Origin of the sequence: Parasphingorhabdus sp. (assembly GCF_965233695.1) — a bacterium.
Lineage (GTDB): Bacteria > Pseudomonadota > Alphaproteobacteria > Sphingomonadales > Sphingomonadaceae > Parasphingorhabdus.
This window is the reverse complement of record NZ_OZ247497.1, coordinates 3,091,530-3,110,106: the sequence shown is the minus strand read 5'-3', so window position 1 is coordinate 3,110,106 and position 18,577 is coordinate 3,091,530. Positions and strand designations below refer to the sequence as shown.

The 18,577-nt window shown below is 51.9% G+C and carries 18 protein-coding genes, 1 pseudogene and 1 other annotated feature; of the genes and pseudogenes, 13 read left to right on the top strand and 6 right to left on the bottom strand.

Going from position 1 to position 18,577, the window contains the following annotated elements:
- The first annotated feature begins 130 nt into the window (after nt 1–130).
- Nucleotides 131–1,498, top strand: coding sequence for a flavin monoamine oxidase family protein (locus ACO6S1_RS14785; RefSeq protein WP_422343394.1), 1,368 nt, complete (start codon nt 131–133; stop codon nt 1,496–1,498).
- A 40-nt stretch (nt 1,499–1,538) separates the two neighbouring features.
- Here the strand turns inward: ACO6S1_RS14785 and ACO6S1_RS14780 are convergent, their stop codons facing one another.
- Nucleotides 1,539–3,038: a replicative DNA helicase gene (locus ACO6S1_RS14780; protein WP_422343393.1), complete on the bottom strand. Its 1,500-nt coding sequence runs from the start codon at nt 3,036–3,038 to the stop codon at nt 1,539–1,541.
- A 153-nt stretch (nt 3,039–3,191) separates the two neighbouring features.
- On the opposite strand from ACO6S1_RS14780, the gene ACO6S1_RS14775 reads away from it, so the two are divergent.
- The 5 genes from ACO6S1_RS14775 to ACO6S1_RS14755 all read left to right on the top strand — a co-directional run bounded on the left by ACO6S1_RS14775 (nt 3,192) and on the right by ACO6S1_RS14755 (nt 7,155).
- Entirely contained in the window at nt 3,192–3,674 is a 483-nt protein-coding gene (locus ACO6S1_RS14775) for a UPF0262 family protein (RefSeq protein WP_422343392.1), read from the top strand.
- A gap of 48 nt (nt 3,675–3,722) precedes the next feature.
- Complete coding sequence (locus ACO6S1_RS14770; RefSeq protein ID WP_422343391.1) at nt 3,723–4,415, top strand: glycoside hydrolase family 25 protein; 693 nt, start codon at nt 3,723–3,725, stop codon at nt 4,413–4,415.
- 70 nt (nt 4,416–4,485) lie between these two features.
- The gene (gene dcd / locus ACO6S1_RS14765; RefSeq protein WP_422343390.1) at nt 4,486–5,040 is read left to right on the top strand and encodes a dCTP deaminase; all 555 of its coding nucleotides are present in this window, start codon (nt 4,486–4,488) and stop codon (nt 5,038–5,040) included.
- 50 nt (nt 5,041–5,090) lie between these two features.
- Entirely contained in the window at nt 5,091–6,272 is a 1,182-nt protein-coding gene (locus tag ACO6S1_RS14760) for a saccharopine dehydrogenase family protein (protein ID WP_422343389.1), read from the top strand.
- Nucleotides 6,273–6,381: 109 nt separating this feature from the next.
- Nucleotides 6,382–7,155 (top strand): metallophosphoesterase family protein, encoded by a 774-nt coding sequence (locus ACO6S1_RS14755; protein WP_422343388.1) that lies wholly within the window; start codon nt 6,382–6,384, stop codon nt 7,153–7,155.
- A gap of 63 nt (nt 7,156–7,218) precedes the next feature.
- Here the strand turns inward: ACO6S1_RS14755 and ctrA are convergent, their stop codons facing one another.
- Entirely contained in the window at nt 7,219–7,875 is a 657-nt protein-coding gene (gene ctrA / locus ACO6S1_RS14750) for a response regulator transcription factor CtrA (protein WP_422343387.1), read from the bottom strand.
- Between ctrA and ACO6S1_RS14745 the strand changes: the two genes are divergently transcribed.
- A protein-coding gene (locus ACO6S1_RS14745) for an IS3 family transposase (RefSeq protein WP_422343068.1) occupies nt 7,862–9,090 on the top strand; the annotation gives its coding sequence in 2 pieces (ribosomal slippage) (nt 7,862–8,150 and nt 8,150–9,090; 1,230 coding nt in all). The two genes, ctrA and ACO6S1_RS14745, sit on opposite strands and share 14 nt — an antisense overlap.
- Nucleotides 8,143–8,259: a sequence feature (AL1L pseudoknot), on the top strand. It overlaps the preceding gene by 117 nt.
- 40 nt (nt 9,091–9,130) lie before the next feature.
- Here ACO6S1_RS14745 and ACO6S1_RS14740 read toward each other — a convergent pair.
- A pseudogene (locus tag ACO6S1_RS14740) lies at nt 9,131–9,250 on the bottom strand (DNA-binding response regulator); the annotation flags it as partial.
- A gap of 364 nt (nt 9,251–9,614) precedes the next feature.
- Between ACO6S1_RS14740 and arfB the strand changes: the two are divergent.
- The 6 genes from arfB to ACO6S1_RS14710 all read left to right on the top strand — a co-directional run bounded on the left by arfB (nt 9,615) and on the right by ACO6S1_RS14710 (nt 15,420).
- A complete protein-coding gene (gene arfB, locus ACO6S1_RS14735; RefSeq protein ID WP_422343386.1) occupies nt 9,615–10,016 on the top strand; it encodes an alternative ribosome rescue aminoacyl-tRNA hydrolase ArfB in 402 nt (133 codons plus the stop codon).
- Between the two features lie 152 nt (nt 10,017–10,168).
- Entirely contained in the window at nt 10,169–11,440 is a 1,272-nt protein-coding gene (locus ACO6S1_RS14730; protein ID WP_422343385.1) for a DUF1996 domain-containing protein, read from the top strand.
- Nucleotides 11,441–11,560: 120 nt separating this feature from the next.
- Complete coding sequence (locus ACO6S1_RS14725) at nt 11,561–12,274, top strand: alpha/beta fold hydrolase (protein WP_422343384.1); 714 nt, start codon at nt 11,561–11,563, stop codon at nt 12,272–12,274.
- Nucleotides 12,271–13,044, top strand: a complete 774-nt coding sequence (locus tag ACO6S1_RS14720) for an alpha/beta fold hydrolase (protein ID WP_422343383.1) — start codon at nt 12,271–12,273, stop codon at nt 13,042–13,044. Before ACO6S1_RS14725 ends, ACO6S1_RS14720 begins: the two co-directional genes overlap by 4 nt.
- Nucleotides 13,045–13,324: 280 nt before the next feature.
- A complete protein-coding gene (locus ACO6S1_RS14715) occupies nt 13,325–13,810 on the top strand; it encodes a GAF domain-containing protein (RefSeq protein WP_422343382.1) in 486 nt (161 codons plus the stop codon).
- Nucleotides 13,811–13,971: 161 nt separating this feature from the next.
- Nucleotides 13,972–15,420: an RcnB family protein gene (locus ACO6S1_RS14710; protein ID WP_422343381.1), complete on the top strand. Its 1,449-nt coding sequence runs from the start codon at nt 13,972–13,974 to the stop codon at nt 15,418–15,420.
- Between the two features lie 108 nt (nt 15,421–15,528).
- On the opposite strand, the gene ACO6S1_RS14705 is transcribed toward ACO6S1_RS14710, so the two are convergent.
- The 3 genes from ACO6S1_RS14705 to ACO6S1_RS14695 form a co-directional block, all read right to left on the bottom strand.
- Complete coding sequence (locus tag ACO6S1_RS14705; protein ID WP_422343380.1) at nt 15,529–16,281, bottom strand: arginyltransferase; 753 nt, start codon at nt 16,279–16,281, stop codon at nt 15,529–15,531.
- Between the two features lie 182 nt (nt 16,282–16,463).
- Nucleotides 16,464–16,703 carry a hypothetical protein gene (locus tag ACO6S1_RS14700; RefSeq protein WP_422343379.1) on the bottom strand — a complete coding sequence of 80 codons (240 nt, stop codon included), beginning with the start codon at nt 16,701–16,703 and terminating at the stop codon, nt 16,464–16,466.
- A 201-nt stretch (nt 16,704–16,904) separates the two neighbouring features.
- A complete protein-coding gene (locus ACO6S1_RS14695; protein WP_422343378.1) occupies nt 16,905–18,575 on the bottom strand; it encodes an amidohydrolase in 1,671 nt (556 codons plus the stop codon).
- Nucleotides 18,576–18,577: the final 2 nt, after the last annotated feature.

The following is an 18,577-nucleotide window of genomic DNA, read 5'->3' as shown; positions in this document are numbered from 1 at the left end:
TATCTACCATCGGATTATCCGTTACCAAGAACATTGTAACGCAATGTAACAATAACTCGCAGTGGACCATTGTTGCGAATGGACGAGATACCTATTTTGGAAGCTCCCCCTGTCCAAAATAGGTAGAATAATGCACCGAACTCTTCCTGACAAAGTTGATGTTGTAATCATTGGAGCTGGCATGTCGGGGCTTTCGGCCGCGGCTCAGTTGGATCAAGCGAACATCGACTTTTGCCTGATCGAAGCACAAAACCGCGTCGGAGGTCGTATCGAAACCGAATATACCGCCGATGGTGAAATTATCGAACATGGCGCACAAGCGCTGAACACCGATATGCAAAAGCTGTTTTCAGCAGTAACCCGGTCTGGGCTCCATCCCGTTCCCCTGCCAAATATTGGCCGCTATATATGCGATGGAGCGGACGGCGAAACTGCAATTGCGGCCTTTCGTAAAATGGAAACGCTTTTCGAAAAACCAACCCGCAGCCAAACCAAACTGGTCGAGCTATACAATAATCCCGAAAAAACAGCTGCGGATGCGATTTCTCAACTGTCTATAGCTACTGAATTCCAGAGCCTGATTGCATCCCAGGTTGAGGAACTGTTCGGCATGCCATTGCACCAGCTCCAGTTTTCGCATGCCGTTGACGTCTTTGAGCGATATGACTCACATCGTGAGGATTGGGAGTTTCATATCCAAGAGGGACTTGGCGCGTTGGTGGCTTCCCTTGCGGAGCAAATGGGTAATCGATTGCTGTTGCAAACACCTGTGGAATCTGTCGATATCGGCAGCGATAGCGTTTTAGTCGAAACCGAATTTGGAACCATCGAAACCGAGGTTGTTATCGTCGCGGTTCCCCCCACAATTGCCAGACATTTCATGCCCTCAACTCACTGGTCACAACCGGCATTGCAGGCCTATCAAGCAGGCGACATGATTAAAATGACCCTATGTTATGGCCGCCCGTTTTGGCGCGATGCTGGCAATTCGGGTATGAGCAGCAGTATAAACCTTTCCGGCTTAGCGACCGCTGATACAAGCTTGAAAGAGCACGGCAAGCCTCGCTTGACTGTGTTTATCGGCGGACCAAATGCAAGGCATCTCGCTGGTTTTTCACCCGAGCAGCGATGGGAACAAGTCCAGCAACCACTGGTCCGCTTATTCGGTGCGCCCGCAGCGGACCCGATCGCACAATTCGAACGCATATGGGTAGATGACCCATGGGTGGGCGGTGGCTACAATGCTCATGTGACGGCCGGTCAAATGCTTGCTCCGGATGCTGTACTGCGGAAGATAGAAGATCGCGTGACATTCGCGTGCTCAGAAATTGCCGCGCAATTTCCCGGCTATATAGAAGGCGCGATAGACGAAGGGCAGCAAGCCGCAGGTCGCGTAGCACATGTTTTAGGCGTTGTTGAAACAGCTTTTACAGCCACCAAAAGATTAGAATCCTCAGAGCGAAAAAGCCTCTGGTCGCTGTTTAAGAAAAATCGCTGAACCGTGATCTAACCCGCGACATTCAACGCCCGCTATCGGATCAATAATCATCCGGCGCATCGCCATAAGCCAGATCACCAAATTTGGTGAACTCGCTCAGGAAGCTCAGCTGGATGTTACCGGTCGAACCCTGGCGGTTTTTTGCCACAATAACCGTCGCTTTGCCGACCTTGCTTTGATGGTCGGTTTCCCAAGCGAGATATTTGGCTTTCTGTTCCTCGGTTGAATTTTCATCCGGATCATCGGGCTTCACGGCGAGATGATAATATTCGTCACGATAGATGAACATTACGATATCGGCATCCTGCTCGATCGAGCCAGATTCACGCAAATCTGAAAGCTGTGGGCGTTTGTCTTCGCGGCTTTCCACCTGACGGCTGAGCTGGGATAGCGCGATCACTGGACAATTCAGCTCTTTCGCCAGAGTTTTGAGCCCACGGCTAATCTCCGAAATCTCGTTGACGCGGTTATCGTTTGCACGACCAGACCCTTGCAAAAGCTGAAGATAATCGACGACTATCAGGTTGATACCGCTACGCCGTTGCAATCGCCGCGCACGGGTCCGCAGCGCCGCAATGGTTAGCGCAGGCGTGTCATCGATGAATAGCGGCAAATCCTGCAACTCGCGCGACGCCAAAGCAAGCCGATGCATTTCATCCCGGCTGATTGCACCCATGCGGAGTTTTTCGGAGCTGATTTCAGCCTGTTCCGACAATATTCTGGTGGCCAGCTGATCGGCGGACATTTCGAGGCTGAAAAACGCGGTTTTGGCGCCCAGTGAATCTTCCGGTTCAATCCCGTCAGCAATATCCCGCCGAAATCGATTGGCCGCGTTGAACGCAATATTCGTCGCCAACGAAGTTTTACCCATGCCGGGACGTCCAGCCAATATGAGCAAATCCGAATTGTGCAGGCCACCCATTTTTGCATTGAGATCGGTCAAGCCAGTGGTGATGCCCGATACCTTGCCACCGCTATTAAACGCCCGCTCAACATTGTTAAGCGCCTCGGTAGAAGCCGCGAGGAAAGACTTCACGCCACCTTCTTGCGCTTCGCCTTCCGAAACCCGGTAAAGGGCCGATTCAGCCTCTTCAATCTGAATTTTGGGATCAACCGTTTCGCTCGTATCCAGCGCGCTATCGACCAAAGTCCGGCCAACGGTAACCAATTCGCGCAATAGCGCGAGATCATATATCTGGTCTGCAAAATCGCGCGCGCCAATCAGCCCAGCACCATCGCCGGTCAATTTGGCGAGATAGGACGGGCCACCGAGCACCTTCATGGCTTCATCGGCTTCAAAATAGGGTTTGAGCGTTACTGGCGTGACCACCATATTCCGGTCGAGCAGTTTCAAAGCTTGTTCGTAGATCCGGCCGTGGAGCGGTTCGTAGAAATGTTCCGGGCGCAGCTTGATCTGCACATCTTCGGCCACGCGATTGTCAATCAACAACGCGCCCAGAAACGTAGCTTCTGCCTCGACATTGCGTGGCAGGCGCTGGGAATCTTCTTCAACTGCATCGAAACGAACTAACTCGGCCATGGGCTTATCATTCACGCTCTGGCGATTCAGGGCAAGAGCGTTCGGGTAAATTTTCAAATCAAGCGGGGACAGTCTTGTGGATAAATGCTTTTGTTTTGTGCCGCACTGCAAAAAAACTTGTCCTGAACCCAAGGCTGCGGCAACAGAGCCGGAATGTCCGATCCGCGCATCATAAATGTTGAACTCGATGAGGCGACCATCTTGTGGCGCAATGCCGATATCGAGCAGGAGCGACGCATTGCAATCTTTGATCTGATCGAAGAAAACCACTTTAAGCCGCTCCGCGAACACGAAGATGGCTATGCCGGCCCCTATAAGCTTCATCTAAGCGTACAGGAAGGCAGACTCGTTATCTCCATCGCGCGAGAAAATGGCGAGCCGCTAGAAACCCTGATTCTTGCGCTGGGCCGTTTCCGTCGCCCGATCCGCGATTATTTCGCGATCTGCGATAGCTATTACCAGGCTATTCGCAAAGCGAGCGCGCAAGAAATCGAGACGATTGATATGGCCCGGCGTGGCGTCCATGACCATGGCGCGGAACTGCTTACCGAGCGGCTGGATGGGAAAATCGAGGTCGATTTTAAAACCGCCCGTCGCCTATTCACTTTGATCTGTGTATTGCATATCAAGAATTGATTGATTCTCTGCCGATGGAGCAGTTGAGTAGCGCGTCAGGGAAATAGGGTGTCCAAGCAGAACAGAAAAAATCGCATGCTGCGTGTCGGCCTGATTACCATTGCGGTGTTGGTCATTGCGTTCGTTTTGCGCAATATTGCCGTTGGCTGGGCGCCGCCGCGCAGTCAATATCCGGTGCAAGGTGTGTCAGTGGATGCCAGCCATGGCGATATTGCCTGGAATGTAGCGGGCGCGACTGGTGTGGATTTCGCCTATATCCGCGCAACCAATGGCGCGGAAGAACGCGACACTCGCTTTGCTGGCAATATGCAAGGTGCCCGCGATTCCGGAATTCGCTATGGTGCTGTCCATGAATATGATCTGTGCCGCCTGGCTACTGATCAAGCGACCATGTTTGTAACGACTGTTCCCCGGGAAGAAAATATCCTGCCGCCTGCCGTCAGGTTGGCTTATGAAAATGATTGTAAAGACCGACCGGGGCGCGCGCTGGTGCTAAGCGAGCTCAACACATTTCTCAATCAGATTGAAGGTCACAGCGGCAAACCAGCTATCATTATCGTATCACCAGATTTCGAAGAAGAATACCGGATCAGTAGCGGCATCAGCCGTACATTCTGGCTCGAAGGTAATTTCTTTCCCCCCGATTATGCAACCAAGCCTTGGGTGATGTGGAGAGCATCGGACATGCGCCGCGTGAGCGGGATTGACGGGCCAGTGAACTGGAATGTTGTGCGTCCCTGAGCTTGCTGGCATGAAGTGAAAATCTCAAGCCGAATCCCCAGACAAGCTGATACCCAAAAGAAAGAGAGACATGAGTATACTTTCCGACAGATGGATCCGCCAGGAAGCCAACCATAGCAGAATGATCGAACCCTTCGTTGAAGGACAAAAACGGGATGGATGTATCAGCTATGGTCTGTCTTCTTATGGTTATGACGCCCGGGTAGCCGATGAATTCAAGATTTTCACCAACGTGAACAGTGCGGTGGTTGATCCGAAAAATTTTGATGCGGACAGCCTTGTAGATCGAAAGACAGACTGTTGTATCATCCCGCCCAACAGCTTCGCGCTCGCCCGAACGGTCGAATATTTTCGCATTCCGCGTGATGTGCTGGTCATCTGCCTCGGCAAATCCACATATGCACGCTGCGGGATTATCGTGAACGTCACGCCACTGGAACCGGGCTGGGAAGGCCATGTGACACTGGAATTTTCCAACACCACTCCCCTCCCCGCGAAAATCTATGCCAATGAAGGCGCCTGCCAGTTTCTGTTTCTAAAGGGCAATGAGCCTTGCGAGACCAGCTATGCCGAGCGCTCGGGCAAATATATGGGGCAAAGAGGCGTGACTCTGCCAAAACTCTAAGTCATAAGATCGTTTCGAAACAAAACTGAAAATCAGGAGGGACGCTTTCTATGTCCGATGCACGCGAATTTGATGTCATAATCTATGGTTCAACCGGCTATACAGGCCGTCTGGTCGCCGAATATATGGCCCAGCAATATGGCATCGGCGGCGACGCTCCGAAATGGGCTATGGCGGGCCGTTCGTTAGAAAAGCTGGAAGAGGTCCGTGACTTGATCGGCGCACCCAAGGAAACACCTTTGGTTGTGGCTGATTCCGATGACGCCGCCTCTATCGACATGATGGCTAGCCGTGCCAGAGTGATCCTGACCACCGTTGGCCCTTACCAGCTTTATGGCGACGAACTGGTCTCCGCCTGTGTCAAGAATGGCACCCACTATGTCGATCTTTGCGGTGAACCTGGCTGGATGCGCCAGAAAATTGACGAACATAAGGAAGCGGCCGAGAAATCCGGCGCGCAGATTTGTTTTTCCTGTGGTTTCGACTCCATCCCGTTCGATCTTGGCGTGTTGATGCTGCAAAAAGAAATGAAAAAGCGCTTCGGCAAGCCAGCGACACGTGTGAAAGGTCGTGTTCGCGCCATGGAGGGAACTTTTTCTGGTGGCACCGCAGCAAGCCTGAAAGAAACGATGAAGGCTATTGCCAAAAATCCTGGCCTCGTCAAAATTCTAGCGAGCAGCTTCGGTCTAACCCCTGGATTTGAAGGGCCGGATCAACCCAATATGATGATCCCTAAAAAGGACAAGACGCTGGATAGCTGGGTTGCGCCATTCATCATGGCTCCGATCAACACCAAGAATGTCCATCGCACCAATTTCCTGCTCGATTTTCCCTATGGCGAGGATTTCAAATATGATGAAATGGTCGTCACCAGCCCGGGAGACATGGGCAAGCAGGCAGCAGAAATGCTAGCCAAAGCCAACCCGCTAAGCGGCGACGACGCACCGAAACCGGGTGAAGGCCCAACCAAGGAAGAACGCGAAAACGGATTTTACGATGTTCTATTCCTCGGCGAAACGACTGATGGCGAAACCGCTGCGCTATGCGTGAAGGGCGACAAGGATCCAGGCTATGGCTCAACATCCAAGATGATTGCAGAAGCGGCGTTATGCATAGCTCTGGATGGCAACAAACATGGTGGTGGCATTTGGACGCCGGGCGCCTTGATGGGCAAGAAGCTAACCAAAAGGCTCGAAGCAAATGCCGGTCTAAGCTTCACAGTTGAAAGCTAGTTTTCTACATTACCCATTCATCTATAATGACTATAAAGCATAAGCGACGGGCGTAAAAATAACGTCCGCCTCTTGAATTTTTAGCAAATGAAACGAAGTTTGCGGCACTATGTTAAAGCGCCTGTTCAATAAAAAACCACAACCGCGCCCGTTGGACAGTGCTGCTGTGCCCGAAGGTCGGCGCATCTATGCCATTGGTGATATCCATGGTCGCAACGATCTGCTGCAGCAATTAATCGAGAAAATCATCGATGATGATGCCAAACGCGGAGATATCAGCAGCGAAATTATCTTCCTCGGCGACTTGGTAGATCGGGGACCGGACAGTGCCGGAGTGCTAGAAACTGCGATGCAGCTCAAACAGGAACTTGGTGATGTCCGGTTTCTGATGGGCAATCATGAAGAAGTTTATCTGAAAGCAGCCACTGGCGATGAAAAAGCGACCCGTTTTTTCAACCGCATCGGCGGCAAGGAAACCATCCTGAGTTATGAGATTAGTATGCGGGAATATATGGATCTCGACAACACGGGACTGGCTGAGCGATTGCCGGACCTAATCCCGTCCGAGCATATCGATTTTGTCAAAGCTTTTGAGAACCAGATTGTGGTTGGCGACTATGCTTTTGTTCATGCTGGCATCCGTCCCGGCGTGTCTCTCGAAGAACAGAAGCCTAAAGATTTGCGCTGGATTCGAGAAGAATTTCTGTCAATCGACGAACCCCATGAGAAAGTGATCGTATATGGTCACACCATTAACGATGACGTCGTCGAAAAAGGAAACCGGATCGGAATCGATACCGGCGCTTATTATACGGAAAAGCTTACGGCCCTGGCTCTGGAGGGAGACCAGCGCTGGTATCTCGACACAGCGCTGCCGCAATAAACAAAAAAAGGCGGGATCCATGGGATCCCGCCGATTATTATTTGGGTAGTGATCTGATAAGTCTTAGGCGACCTGAACCTCGGGTCCGACTTCTTCTTCCATATCGCGAAGAACATAGCCGCGGCCCCAAACGGTCTCGATGTAATTTTCGCCGCCGCAAGCCAGAGCCAGCTTTTTACGCAACTTACAAATAAACACGTCGATAATTTTGAGTTCCGGCTCGTCCATGCCGCCATAAAGATGGTTGAGGAACATTTCTTTGGTGAGCGTCGTGCCCTTACGCAGGGAGAGCAGCTCAAGCATCGCATATTCTTTACCGGTCAGGTGAACACGGTTGCCATCAACTTCAACAGTTTTGGCGTCCAGATTCACTGCAAGCTTGCCGGTACGGATAACCGATTGTGAGTGGCCTTTGGAACGGCGCACAACAGCGTGAATACGGGCAACCAGCTCTTCGCGATGGAAAGGCTTGGTCACATAATCATCGGCACCAAAACCAAAGGACCGCACTTTGCTGTCCATTTCGCTGATACCGGAAAGAATGAGAACGGGCGTCTGCACCTTGGCGACGCGGAGTTTTTTCAGCACATCATAACCATGCATGTCAGGCAGGTTCAGATCGAGACATATAATATCATAGTCATAAAGCTTACTGAACCGCCCCGGGATTGCCGGAGGCTCCAACTCTTGAGTAGAAGGAGCTATTATGAGCAAGACCACAAACAAGTTTTCACCGGAGGTTCGCGAACGGGCGACCCGCATGGTGCTGGAGCACAGACAGGATTATCCATCGCGCTGGGCAGCGGTGGTGTCCATTTCTCAGAAGATCGGCTGCTCACCGCCGACACTGCATGAATGGGTGAAGCGAGCGGAAGTGGATAGCGGCACGCGCGCCGGGGTTCCCAGCGATGTTGCTGACAAGCTAAAAGCACTGGAACGCGAGAACCGCGAACTGCGCCAGGCCAACGAGATTTTACGTAAGGCATCGGCTTATTTTGCTCAGGCGGAGCTCGACCGCCCGTTCAAGCGATGATCACGTTTATCGACGATAACCGTGGATCTTATGGGGTCGAGCCGATCTGCAAGTTGCTGCCGATCGCCCCGTCAACCTATTATAGTCATGTGGCCAAGCGGCAAGATCCATCACGCATGTCAGCCCGCGCGCAGCGCGATATACTGCTGAAGCCGGAGGTGGCCCGAGTGTTTGCCGAGAACTTCGGGGTATATGGCGTGCGCAAGGTCTGGCGGCAGATGAAGCGTGAAGGCTATGATATTGCACGCTGCACGGTCGAACGGCTGATGCACGACATGGGCTTGGCAGGCGTGATACGAGGCAAGCCAGTGCGCACCACGGTCAGCGATAAAGCAGCGCCTTGTCCGCTTGACCATGTGAACCGGCAGTTCCACTCGCCAGCGCCCAATATGCTGTGGGTGTCAGATTTTACCTATGTCGCAACCTGGGCGGGCTTTGTCTATGTCGCCTTCGTGATCGATGTTTACGCCCGCTACATTGTTGGCTGGCGGGTGAGCCGAACCGCCCATGCCAGCTTTGTTCTCGATGCTTTGGAGCAGGCTTTACATGATCGCAGGCCCACGCATCGCGGCGGTCTGATCCATCACAGCGATCGCGGAAGTCAATATGTATCGATCAAATATACTGAACGCTTGGCCGAGGCAGGCATCGAACCATCGGTCGGCAGCGTCGGCGACAGCTATGACAACGCTTTGGCTGAAACAATCAATGGCCTTTACAAGGCAGAGGTAATCCACCGGCGCGGACCATGGCGGTCGTTAGAGGCCGTCGAATATGCCACACTGGAATGGGTAGACTGGTTCAACAATAAAAGGCTGCTGGAACCCATCGGCAATATCCCGCCCGTGGAAGCTGAGAAAAACTACTACGCCATGCTGGACGAAACCAACATGGCCGCTTAACTTAAACCAAATGGCCTCCGGCAATCCCGGGGCGGTTCATACCCAGATCGAGGCCTTCTTCACCCAAATCCGTTGTGTATACGTTAAAGCCTTCGGTCGTCAGCATCAGCTCAATTGCTTTTGCGGTCGTTGGCTCATCTTCAATCAGCAGCACACGCATTGGGCAGCCCCTTTTCTTAATTTACGCACCGGCGACAGGTACACTCCCGAAGCCCCTGGATCATTTATTAACCATAAGACAGATGAACGTAAAAGGTTAATTTTAGATTAATGTAGGATTGAGCACGAGTCGCAAGGGGTGGTTTGACTCTGTAACCCGCAGAAATGAGTCGTTTCAGGACTCTCGCGTTCGACGAAAAAAAATTGAAATTTCTTTAGAGAAACACCCCGAAAAGCATGCTTTGATCAATTTTGGCACTATTTTTCACTGCAAATTTGTTGTCTGGCGCCCCTCAACGTTCAGCCCAAAATGAGATCGCCAACTATCTCTATGCTGTTTTATCGCTATCGATTAGAGACACGATATGGCCTTCGAAATTCCCGAGAGCGCGATAAGCGAAACATTTCTGGCGGCGTCTGGACCGGGCGGACAGAATGTCAACAAGGTCGAGACAACCGTTCAGATGCGCCTAAATGTTTATGCACTGCGCTTACCGCCATTTGCCTTTCGAAAACTCCGCATACTGGCTGGTCGCAAAATGACCAGCAGCGGCGAACTCATTATCACGGTCCGTGAGCATCGGACACGCGAAGCCAATCGCGCCGAAGCTCGCAAGCGGATTGAGGATATGCTGGTTGAAGCGCACAAGCAGGATGCCCGCAGAATAAAGACCCGTCCGAGCCGCGCGGCCAAAGCCCGCCGCGTTGATTCCAAGAAGAAAAAGTCGGGCATAAAAAAAATGCGCAGCAAACCTACCTTAGACTAGTTTGCGGCTGCACCGTTCAACGCAGGTTACAACCGTTCGATCCAAAAGCCCGCAAAGTCACCTTAATTACAGGCCGTTACACCTTATGCCTAATATTGGTTAACCATAGGGCAACAGCGCTGATTAAATGATTGTGCCTAATGCGCATCTTCATGAAAAATTTTAAAAATACATCGTCCGCGCGGCGTTCAAAGCCGATGTTTCTGGCACTTGCAATTGCGCTCGCCAGTGTTTCCGGTTGCAAATCACAATCAGGTGGCGGTGACAGCAATGTAACCTTGCCCGGTTCGCCTGCAACCCCTGCGGCGGCGCCTTCGACGCCTACACCGACACCTGCGCCCAGTCCTTCGCCATCGCCAACCCCGACTCCCGCGCCGGTACCCGCGGGATCACTGGAAGGCCTGCCGTCCATCCCTAGCAATTTCAACGTGGACGACTATCTTGTTCCATCCTGGGGTCATGGTGACATTCCTGTCAGTGCCGCTCCTGACGTGGTAGGTGCATTTCGTTTCCAATGTACGCCAAGCCACAATGCTTATGATGATCCGATCGTCTATCCCGGACAGCCTGGCAAATCACATCTGCATACGTTCTTTGGCAATACCGGGGCGGATGCGAATTCGACATACGAGTCGCTGCGCACCACCGGCGAAAGCACGTGCAACAATATATTGAACCGCTCGGCTTATTGGATACCATCCATGATGAACGGCGAAGGTCAGGTCGTAATGCCCAACCGTGTCACGATATATTACAAGCGTCGTCCGGATACTGACCCGGAATGTCAACGTATGGGCAAAGCCTGCGTCGCCCTGCCCCGCGGCCTGCGCTATGTTTTCGGCTATAATATGCAAGATCCGGCTAATGGATCGCCCTTTTACCTCAATTGCCAAGGTGAGGGCAGCACGCCCGGCAAATATGCCAATATCCCGGAAGTAGCGCCCAATTGTCCATCAGGTGCAGAGCTTGGCGCCATTATATCAGCGCCACCATGTTGGGACGGAGTTAACTTGGATAGTCCCGATCATCGCTCGCATATGGCGCAAGCGTCCTATGGAGACTGGGGCTATCTGAAATGCCCGGATACGCATCCCTATGTCATCCCAACCTTTACGCTTGGCGCTTGGTACACGACCGATGACACATTGGATCGCACCGGAAATTTGGACCCGATGACGAAAACCTGGCACTTCTCGTCCGATCGTATGGAAGGCATGATGCCGCATACGCCCGGTTCGACTTTCCATTCCGACTGGTTTGGTGCGTGGGACGACAGCGTGATGGAAAAATGGACGACCAATTGCATTAACAAGCTGTTGAACTGTTCTGGCGGCGATCTCGGAAATGGTGAACAGTTGAAGCTGTTTGACGGATATACTACCGTTGCCGATCCTCGCTTGGTCGCTCCGCCCATCCGGACCTAGTCACGAAAACGGGACAGACCGAACAATCCGCGCTTGGTGTCACGGTTCGTAAAGCCTATATCAATCGCTAACGTCTTAAGAACAGCTAGCAGGGTTCATATTGACGAAAGCGGATCATCAATGGTGTACCCGGGCGAAGGCAATGTAAGCCGTCCAAATAAAGATAATATTGTCTGGCTACATGGCGCCGGCTTATCCAGCAGAACATGGCGCGCCGATATTGACGGCATAAAACCTGATCTTCCGGGTCATGGTGCCGCTGCTCCTATTTCTCATCCTACGGTAGAAGGTTTTGCGGATTATATAGAACCACTGTTACCCGATCGTTTCGCGCTGGTTGGTCATTCGCTTGGCGGCATGGTTGCACTGGAACTGGCCGCCCGCCACCCACATCGTGTGAGAGCATTGGTACTCGCCGAAGCCGTGCCGACGGTACTGCAATCACCCGCGACGCATTTTATCGCCAGAATTGCCAAGTCGATCATGGGACGACTAAGCCCCCGCCGCCTGGCATGGTTGTCTGGCCTGTCAGAACCGGAGCCTGTAAAACAGCATCTTTACGAGCAAATCGGATCCATGACATCGCAAGGCATACAAGAAAGTCTCGATGCCGCCCTTCGATATGATGGCCGACCGCATTTGTCCAAACTGATCATGCCAACGCTGATCCTCATCGGTAAGCGCAATAAATCCACCCATGCCGGTGCGAAAATATTCCATCACGGCATCGCCGGATCGCAGCTGATCGCGCTGCCCGGCGGGCATATGATCCATGTCGAAAATGCCGATCAATTTTACTCCGCCATTTTTGACTTTTTGGGAGACAAGGATTGAAGCTGCAACCCGTATTGCGCGGCAACCCTGATGGCCCTCCAGTGGTTTTTCTCCACGGCGGCAGCTTTACCGGAAGAATGTGGTGGCAAATCGCAGACCTACTTCCGGACTTTTACAGCGTCATTCCCGATCTTCCCGGCCATGGCAACAACCGTGCACAGCCTTTGATATCGCTAAGCCAGGCAGCAGATGACGTAGCTGACCTGATAAAGGAGCTATTTGGTGATCAACCTGTGAATTTGGTTGGCTTGTCCTTGGGGGGATATGTCGGTCTTCACCTCCTCCTCCAGCATCCCCAGTTGATCAAGCGGGCCATGATCAGCGGAGTACATGCCGGAAACATGCCCCATCCCAAACTCATGATTCTAGCCACAACGCTTTCGTCACCGTTGATGCGATTTCGGTGGTTCAGAAAACAAATGGTCAAAATGATGGGTCTGGATGACTATAGCTTGGCATCAGACGAAGAAAGCCGTGCCAATGCCAGCCCGAAAACGATGCGCAAAGTCGGGCGTCTGGCGATTGAATTTGATGTGAGAGAAAAAATGGAACTGATCGCTACGCCCACTTTGGTCCTGGCAGGAGAGAAAGAACATGACGCCATACGCGGTGATCTGTCGCTATTTCAAAACAAGTTGAAACAATGCCGTGCCATGACAGTTCGGGACGTGGGCCACGGATGGAGCAGCGAAGATCCCGTGCTTTTTGCCGAAACCGCAAGGGCTTGGTTCAATAAGCAGGCGTTACCCCAAAAGTTGCAGCCCCTTTAATACAAAAGCGGTATATTCGTACCCATTGGGACTTTCCTACAGCTCGTATATTCTGGTAGAAATGTCGGTCTGTGCTTTATCGCTGGACGAAAATTTCCTTTGTCTGTTCTTGAGCAAGGATCATAGCAAAATTTTGTAAGCGATTCTGTTTATATTCTGTATAAACTCGGCAGTCTCGATAGCATGAAAAACACAACATTCTCGATTGCTACATAATAATATCAATATGTTAGAAAGATAAGATTAAAAATGCTCAATCCCCAAACGGATCGCCGCAGCCATGTATGATTTTTCCATCTCTCAGAATCAAACACCGGCCGAACTATATGGTGACCTGACCTCTGCTGCCGCTGCTCTAACCGATGGCGAACCGGATGCCATTGCCAATATGGCCAATATTTCGGCGCTTATCTGGCAATATATTCCTGATCTCAATTGGGCGGGCTTTTATCGGGTGATCGATGATGAACTTGTGCTCGGTCCGTTTCAGGGGAAAACAGCCTGCATCCGAATAGCGATGGGCAAAGGCGTTTGCGGAACCGCGGCATCGACCAACCAGGTACAAAGAGTGGCTGATGTCCATTCTTTTCCTGGCCACATTACCTGCGATGCCGATAGCCGCAGCGAACTGGTGGTTCCGGTATGCAAGGACGGACAAGTCATAGCCGTACTCGACCTCGACAGCCCCCTGCCCGATCGCTTCTCGGACGATGATGAAACCGGCATCACGGAATTGATCGGATCCATAGCTAACAGCCTTGGTTAAAAGGCTGATAACCATATTGCCCCATTTCGAGACAGTCCTGGAAAACTGCCCTATTTTACAAGCTGCTAATGGTCAATCGCGCCAGAAAATGGTAACTATCGGTTAACCATTGGAAGACGAACCGTGCCTATTGCATGGGTCAGAACAGGGAGTTGTTTACCATGAAGACCCTTTTATTTGCTGGCTTGGCTGGCGCTATGGCAATGATGCCATCCGCAGTGTCTGCAGCCATCGACTCAGTGCCTGACGGCATTGCAGCCAATATCCCGGCGGACATGTCTTTTGCCTCCGCTTCTGCGCTTGCCTCTAGCGCCCATGGTACGAAAAAGATGATGAAACAAGCTGGCGGTCAAACAATGCATCACAGGGGCGGCGGGCATATGCGCCATGCTTTTCGTGGTGGACGCCATTTTCGTGACGGTACAAAAGTCCGGATGGGACGCATTGGTGATCGGCGCGGATATCAACGTCCGTATCGTGGATTTCGACTGCCGCACACGTTCATCCGACCCAGTTTCTTCATCGCCAATTACGGCTATTATGGCCTGAATCGTCCCGCTGCAGGCTATGGCTGGTCACGCTATTACAATGATGCCGTCCTCACCGATCGGCGCGGCATAGTATATGACAGCGTCAATAATCTCGATTGGGATCGCTACAACCAGGGTTATAATGATGGCTATCAGGCCGGCCAGGCCACCTATGACAACAGCATATTGATGAGTGATGACCGGGTAATTGCAACCCCCTCCGGCGCGCATGGCGGTTCATCAACCTATCAAGGCGACTGGAACGGGGCTTACCAGGAAGATGGAAGCTATCAGGGCGACTGGCAGGGCACCTATCGCGATGCCGAGGGCAGAGTTTATGAAGGCCAGTATTCCGGCACATTCATTGGTGACGGCGATGCGTCTCCGGCCGCGGCAAACCATGCAGATGGTGGCCCGCATTGGAGTAGTGAAGGCCCTGTTACAGAAGCACCACGCTATGATGAGGGTGACGAAGAGCTTGCTTATCTGGAACGCTGCAAGAAGAGCAGCGGAATCGGTGGCGCCGCGGTTGGCGGTGCAATTGGCGCTCTCGCTGGCAACCGGATTGCCGGACGTGGCAATCGCCTGGGTGGCTCACTGATCGGCGGCGGGGTTGGCGCCTTGGCCGGAGCAGCGATTGACCAGGGCACCGATCGTTGTCGCAAGCTCCTTAAGAAATATGGTCGCGATTATGAGGCGCACGACAAATATACTCGGGCACCGGGCGTCGATTACCGAGCACCTGACAATCACACACCACGATATCACGGTCCTGATCGACAACCGGAATATCGTACGCGGCAAGTTTATCCAAGCGGCTGGCAGGGCGGATATTATTATCCGGCATATTACTACCAGCATGTCCAGCCAACGGTCACCACAATTGTGATCCAGTCGGCTCCGGTAACGACGACCACCACGACAACTTACATTGACGAAGAGGTCATCTATACCAAGGCAAAACCAGCGAAAAAGCGTTGGAAGGCCGCTCCGAAGAAAGTCTGGAAGCCAAAGCCAAAAAGTCATGCGCCGGCGCCGGTAAAAGGGTGCCAACAGGAATGCTGCCTCTACTGCGATTGAGTGATAGCGAAAAACAAGAAAGTCCGCTGATCAGAGATGATTGGCGGACTTTCTTGTTTTGAATGTTTCGGATTTCTGTCAGGCGAGAGCCAACAAGAAGAAATCGTCCTAGCTTTTTAGAACAGATTTAGGATCAAATCGCCGCCATCCTTCTGGCCCGAGTTGCTCAAGTGGCTGAAAACGGATTTTATATTCCATCCGCCGCGAACCATTTACCCAGTAACCCAAATAAACATAGGGCAAGCCCGCTTTGCGGGAACGCAATATGTGATCCATGATAATGAAGTTGCCAAGGCCAGCCCGATCAGGATGCTCGGCATCGAAAAAACTGTAAATCATCGACAGGCCATCGCCCTGTTGATCGGTCAAACAAGCACCAACCAATCGGCCCTTAACGCCATCGACCGTCGGTTCGCGATATTCGATGACATAACTTTTGACCGGCGACTGCTCAATCATGTCAGAATAATCCATTTCGTCCATCTCGGTCATGCCGCCGCCCGGATGTCGTTTGGAAAGATATTTCTGGAGCAAAGAAAACTGCTCTTCTGTTGCCCAGGGTTCGCAGGCCTCCACCACCAGATCCTGATTGCGACGAAGCAGTTTGCGCTGCGTGCTATTCGGTTGGAATTCGTCGACCATGACCCGCACGGAAACACAGGCTTTGCAATCCAGACAACTCGGCCGATAGGCAACATTCTGACTGCGCCTAAACCCGATACGGCCCAACGCATCGTTTAGCTCGTCTGTGTGAGGACCACTTAACTCTGTAAATACTTTCCGTTCGCTCTTGCCGGGCAAATAGGGGCACGGGCTTGGGTTTGTAACAAAAAACCGTGGAAAGCGGACGGGTGCAGTCACAGATGAGCGCCTCATTTTGCGAAATTAAGAATCAGTAAACCCAATATGCCTCGTAGCGGTGCTTATGAAAAGGCAATTTACCAAGATGTGAAGCATGCCGCTAAAGACTAGTAAAATGCTGGGCCTTCAGACAAAAAAAACGGGACGAAAACGCCCCGTTCTTTAAAATATCGTTTCAGGCCTCAAGGGCTTGTTGGCTCATCATCGTCATCAGCGATGATGATGATACCGGCGATTACTGCTGCAGCAGCCAAAACACCGATGATAATTCCGGTGCTACCTTCAAGCTTTTGCGCTTCGGTATCAGCGGTAGCGCCAATGCGTTCTGCAACTGGAGCTGTACTCTGAACAGCCTGAGCCATCGCAGGTGCGGTCATGAGGGATACGGCGGCTACGGAAGCTGCCAATTTGTTGAACTTCATTATATACTCCAATCAGAATATTTTGGTTTATCAAAAGGTAAAACCGAACGCCGGCTCTGATCCCCCTGATAGAATGATACCGTTACAAAATCTTTAGCATCGTAATCGCTATCAGTTACTTTCTACGATCAGATACCGATGATGGCAAGTATTAAACTGGAAAAACAGTTGAGCTAAATAAATAGTGCGACGACTGGATGTCTATTGCTTTTTCTTGACGTAAACTGGCCGCCCGCCAATCCACGTCTGCTCCACAACAATATTCCTTATCGATTGCGGTGCTGCAAGCATGATATCTTTATCGATGATCAGGAAATCCGCCCGTTTCCCCTTGGTAAGGTTGCCGATCCTGTCCTCTGCAAAAGAAGCGTAAGCAGCATCGACAGTATAGGCGCGCCAAGCCTGTTCCCGGGTCAATTTCTCCTTTGGCAACCAGCCGCCAAATGGCTGTCCACTGGAATCTTCCCGGCTAATTGCAACAGCCATTCCGGGAAAAGGGTTTGATGATTCAACCGGAACATCGGTTCCGAAAGCCAATTTTGCCCCCGATTCGAGGATAGATCGCCATGCATATGCACCATCCAGCCGATCAACACCGAGCCGGGATTCCGCCATCAACCGATCAGATGTTTGATGGACAGGCTGCATCGAAGCGATCGTCCCTGTTTGGGCTATGCGCGGCAAATCAATGGGATCCACAATCTGCGCATGCTCTATCCGCCAGCGTCGATCCCCCTTGAATGTATATTGTAATTCTTCAATCGCAGACAAAATCTCGTCATTGGCCTGATCGCCAATTGCGTGGACCGCCGTCTGAAAACCATCCATCGCGGCGCGACTCATCTTGTTTTTGAGTTGTGCGGAAGAAAGCAGCGCCAACCCCTTCTCGGCCGGTTTGTCAGCATAAGGCTCTTTCAAAAGCGCACCGCGTGACCCCAGTGCACCATCAATGTAGAGCTTTACGCCGGCAAGCTTGAGACGATCATCATAGAGCCAAGGTGACGGGCCCGGCCCGCCAATGGCAATCATATTATCGATTTCTGCTGCATAGGAGATGATCCGAACCGCCAATTCACCCTTGTCACCGGCTCTTCGAAAACTCTGCCAATGCTGCAACGTCGTTCCCATATCAGCGATGGTCGTCACGCCTTGGGACAATAATATTTCCTGCGCCTTCATCAGTGCGAGATCATTTTCCACCGGCCGTGGTGCGGGAATAGCTTTCCCAAAGAGACTTTGTGCTTTGTCGACGAAGATACCCGTCGGTTTTCCGCCTGCCCGTTCAATCGCACCGCCTGATGGTGCTTTGGTAGTTGCAGTAATTCCAGCAGCTTTCATACCAGCGCTATTTACCCAGGCGGCATGACCATCGACGCGTTCCAAATAGACCGGACGATCAGGAACGGCAGTATCCAGTTCGGCAGCTGTAGGAAAGCGCCCTAGCCCCCAGGTTTCCTGATTCCAGCCGCCCCCAATGATCCAAGGGCGACTGGGATATTTGGCAGCGTAGTCCTGAATCGCTTGCTGGGCTTCAGCAAGCGATTTGGTGCCGGAAAGATCCAGTGTCAATGCTGCAAAACCCAGTCCCATTACATGACCGTGCGCATCAACAAAACCGGGAATCAAAGTCTTGCCCTTGCCATCAAATTGGAAATCAATGTCTTTGGGTCTTTTGTCATTGCGGTCCAGCAATTCCTTTACCCGGCCATCATCATCGATGACCATGGCTGCGAAGCGGATAACCTTGCCATCTTCGTCCAGAGTCATGCCGTTGACATTTTCAATCAGGCTATCGGCTTGCGCCGATGTTCCGGCAATAAGGATTCCGGCACAAAATGCCGCCCCTAGTTTCACTTTTGATAAAATACGCATCA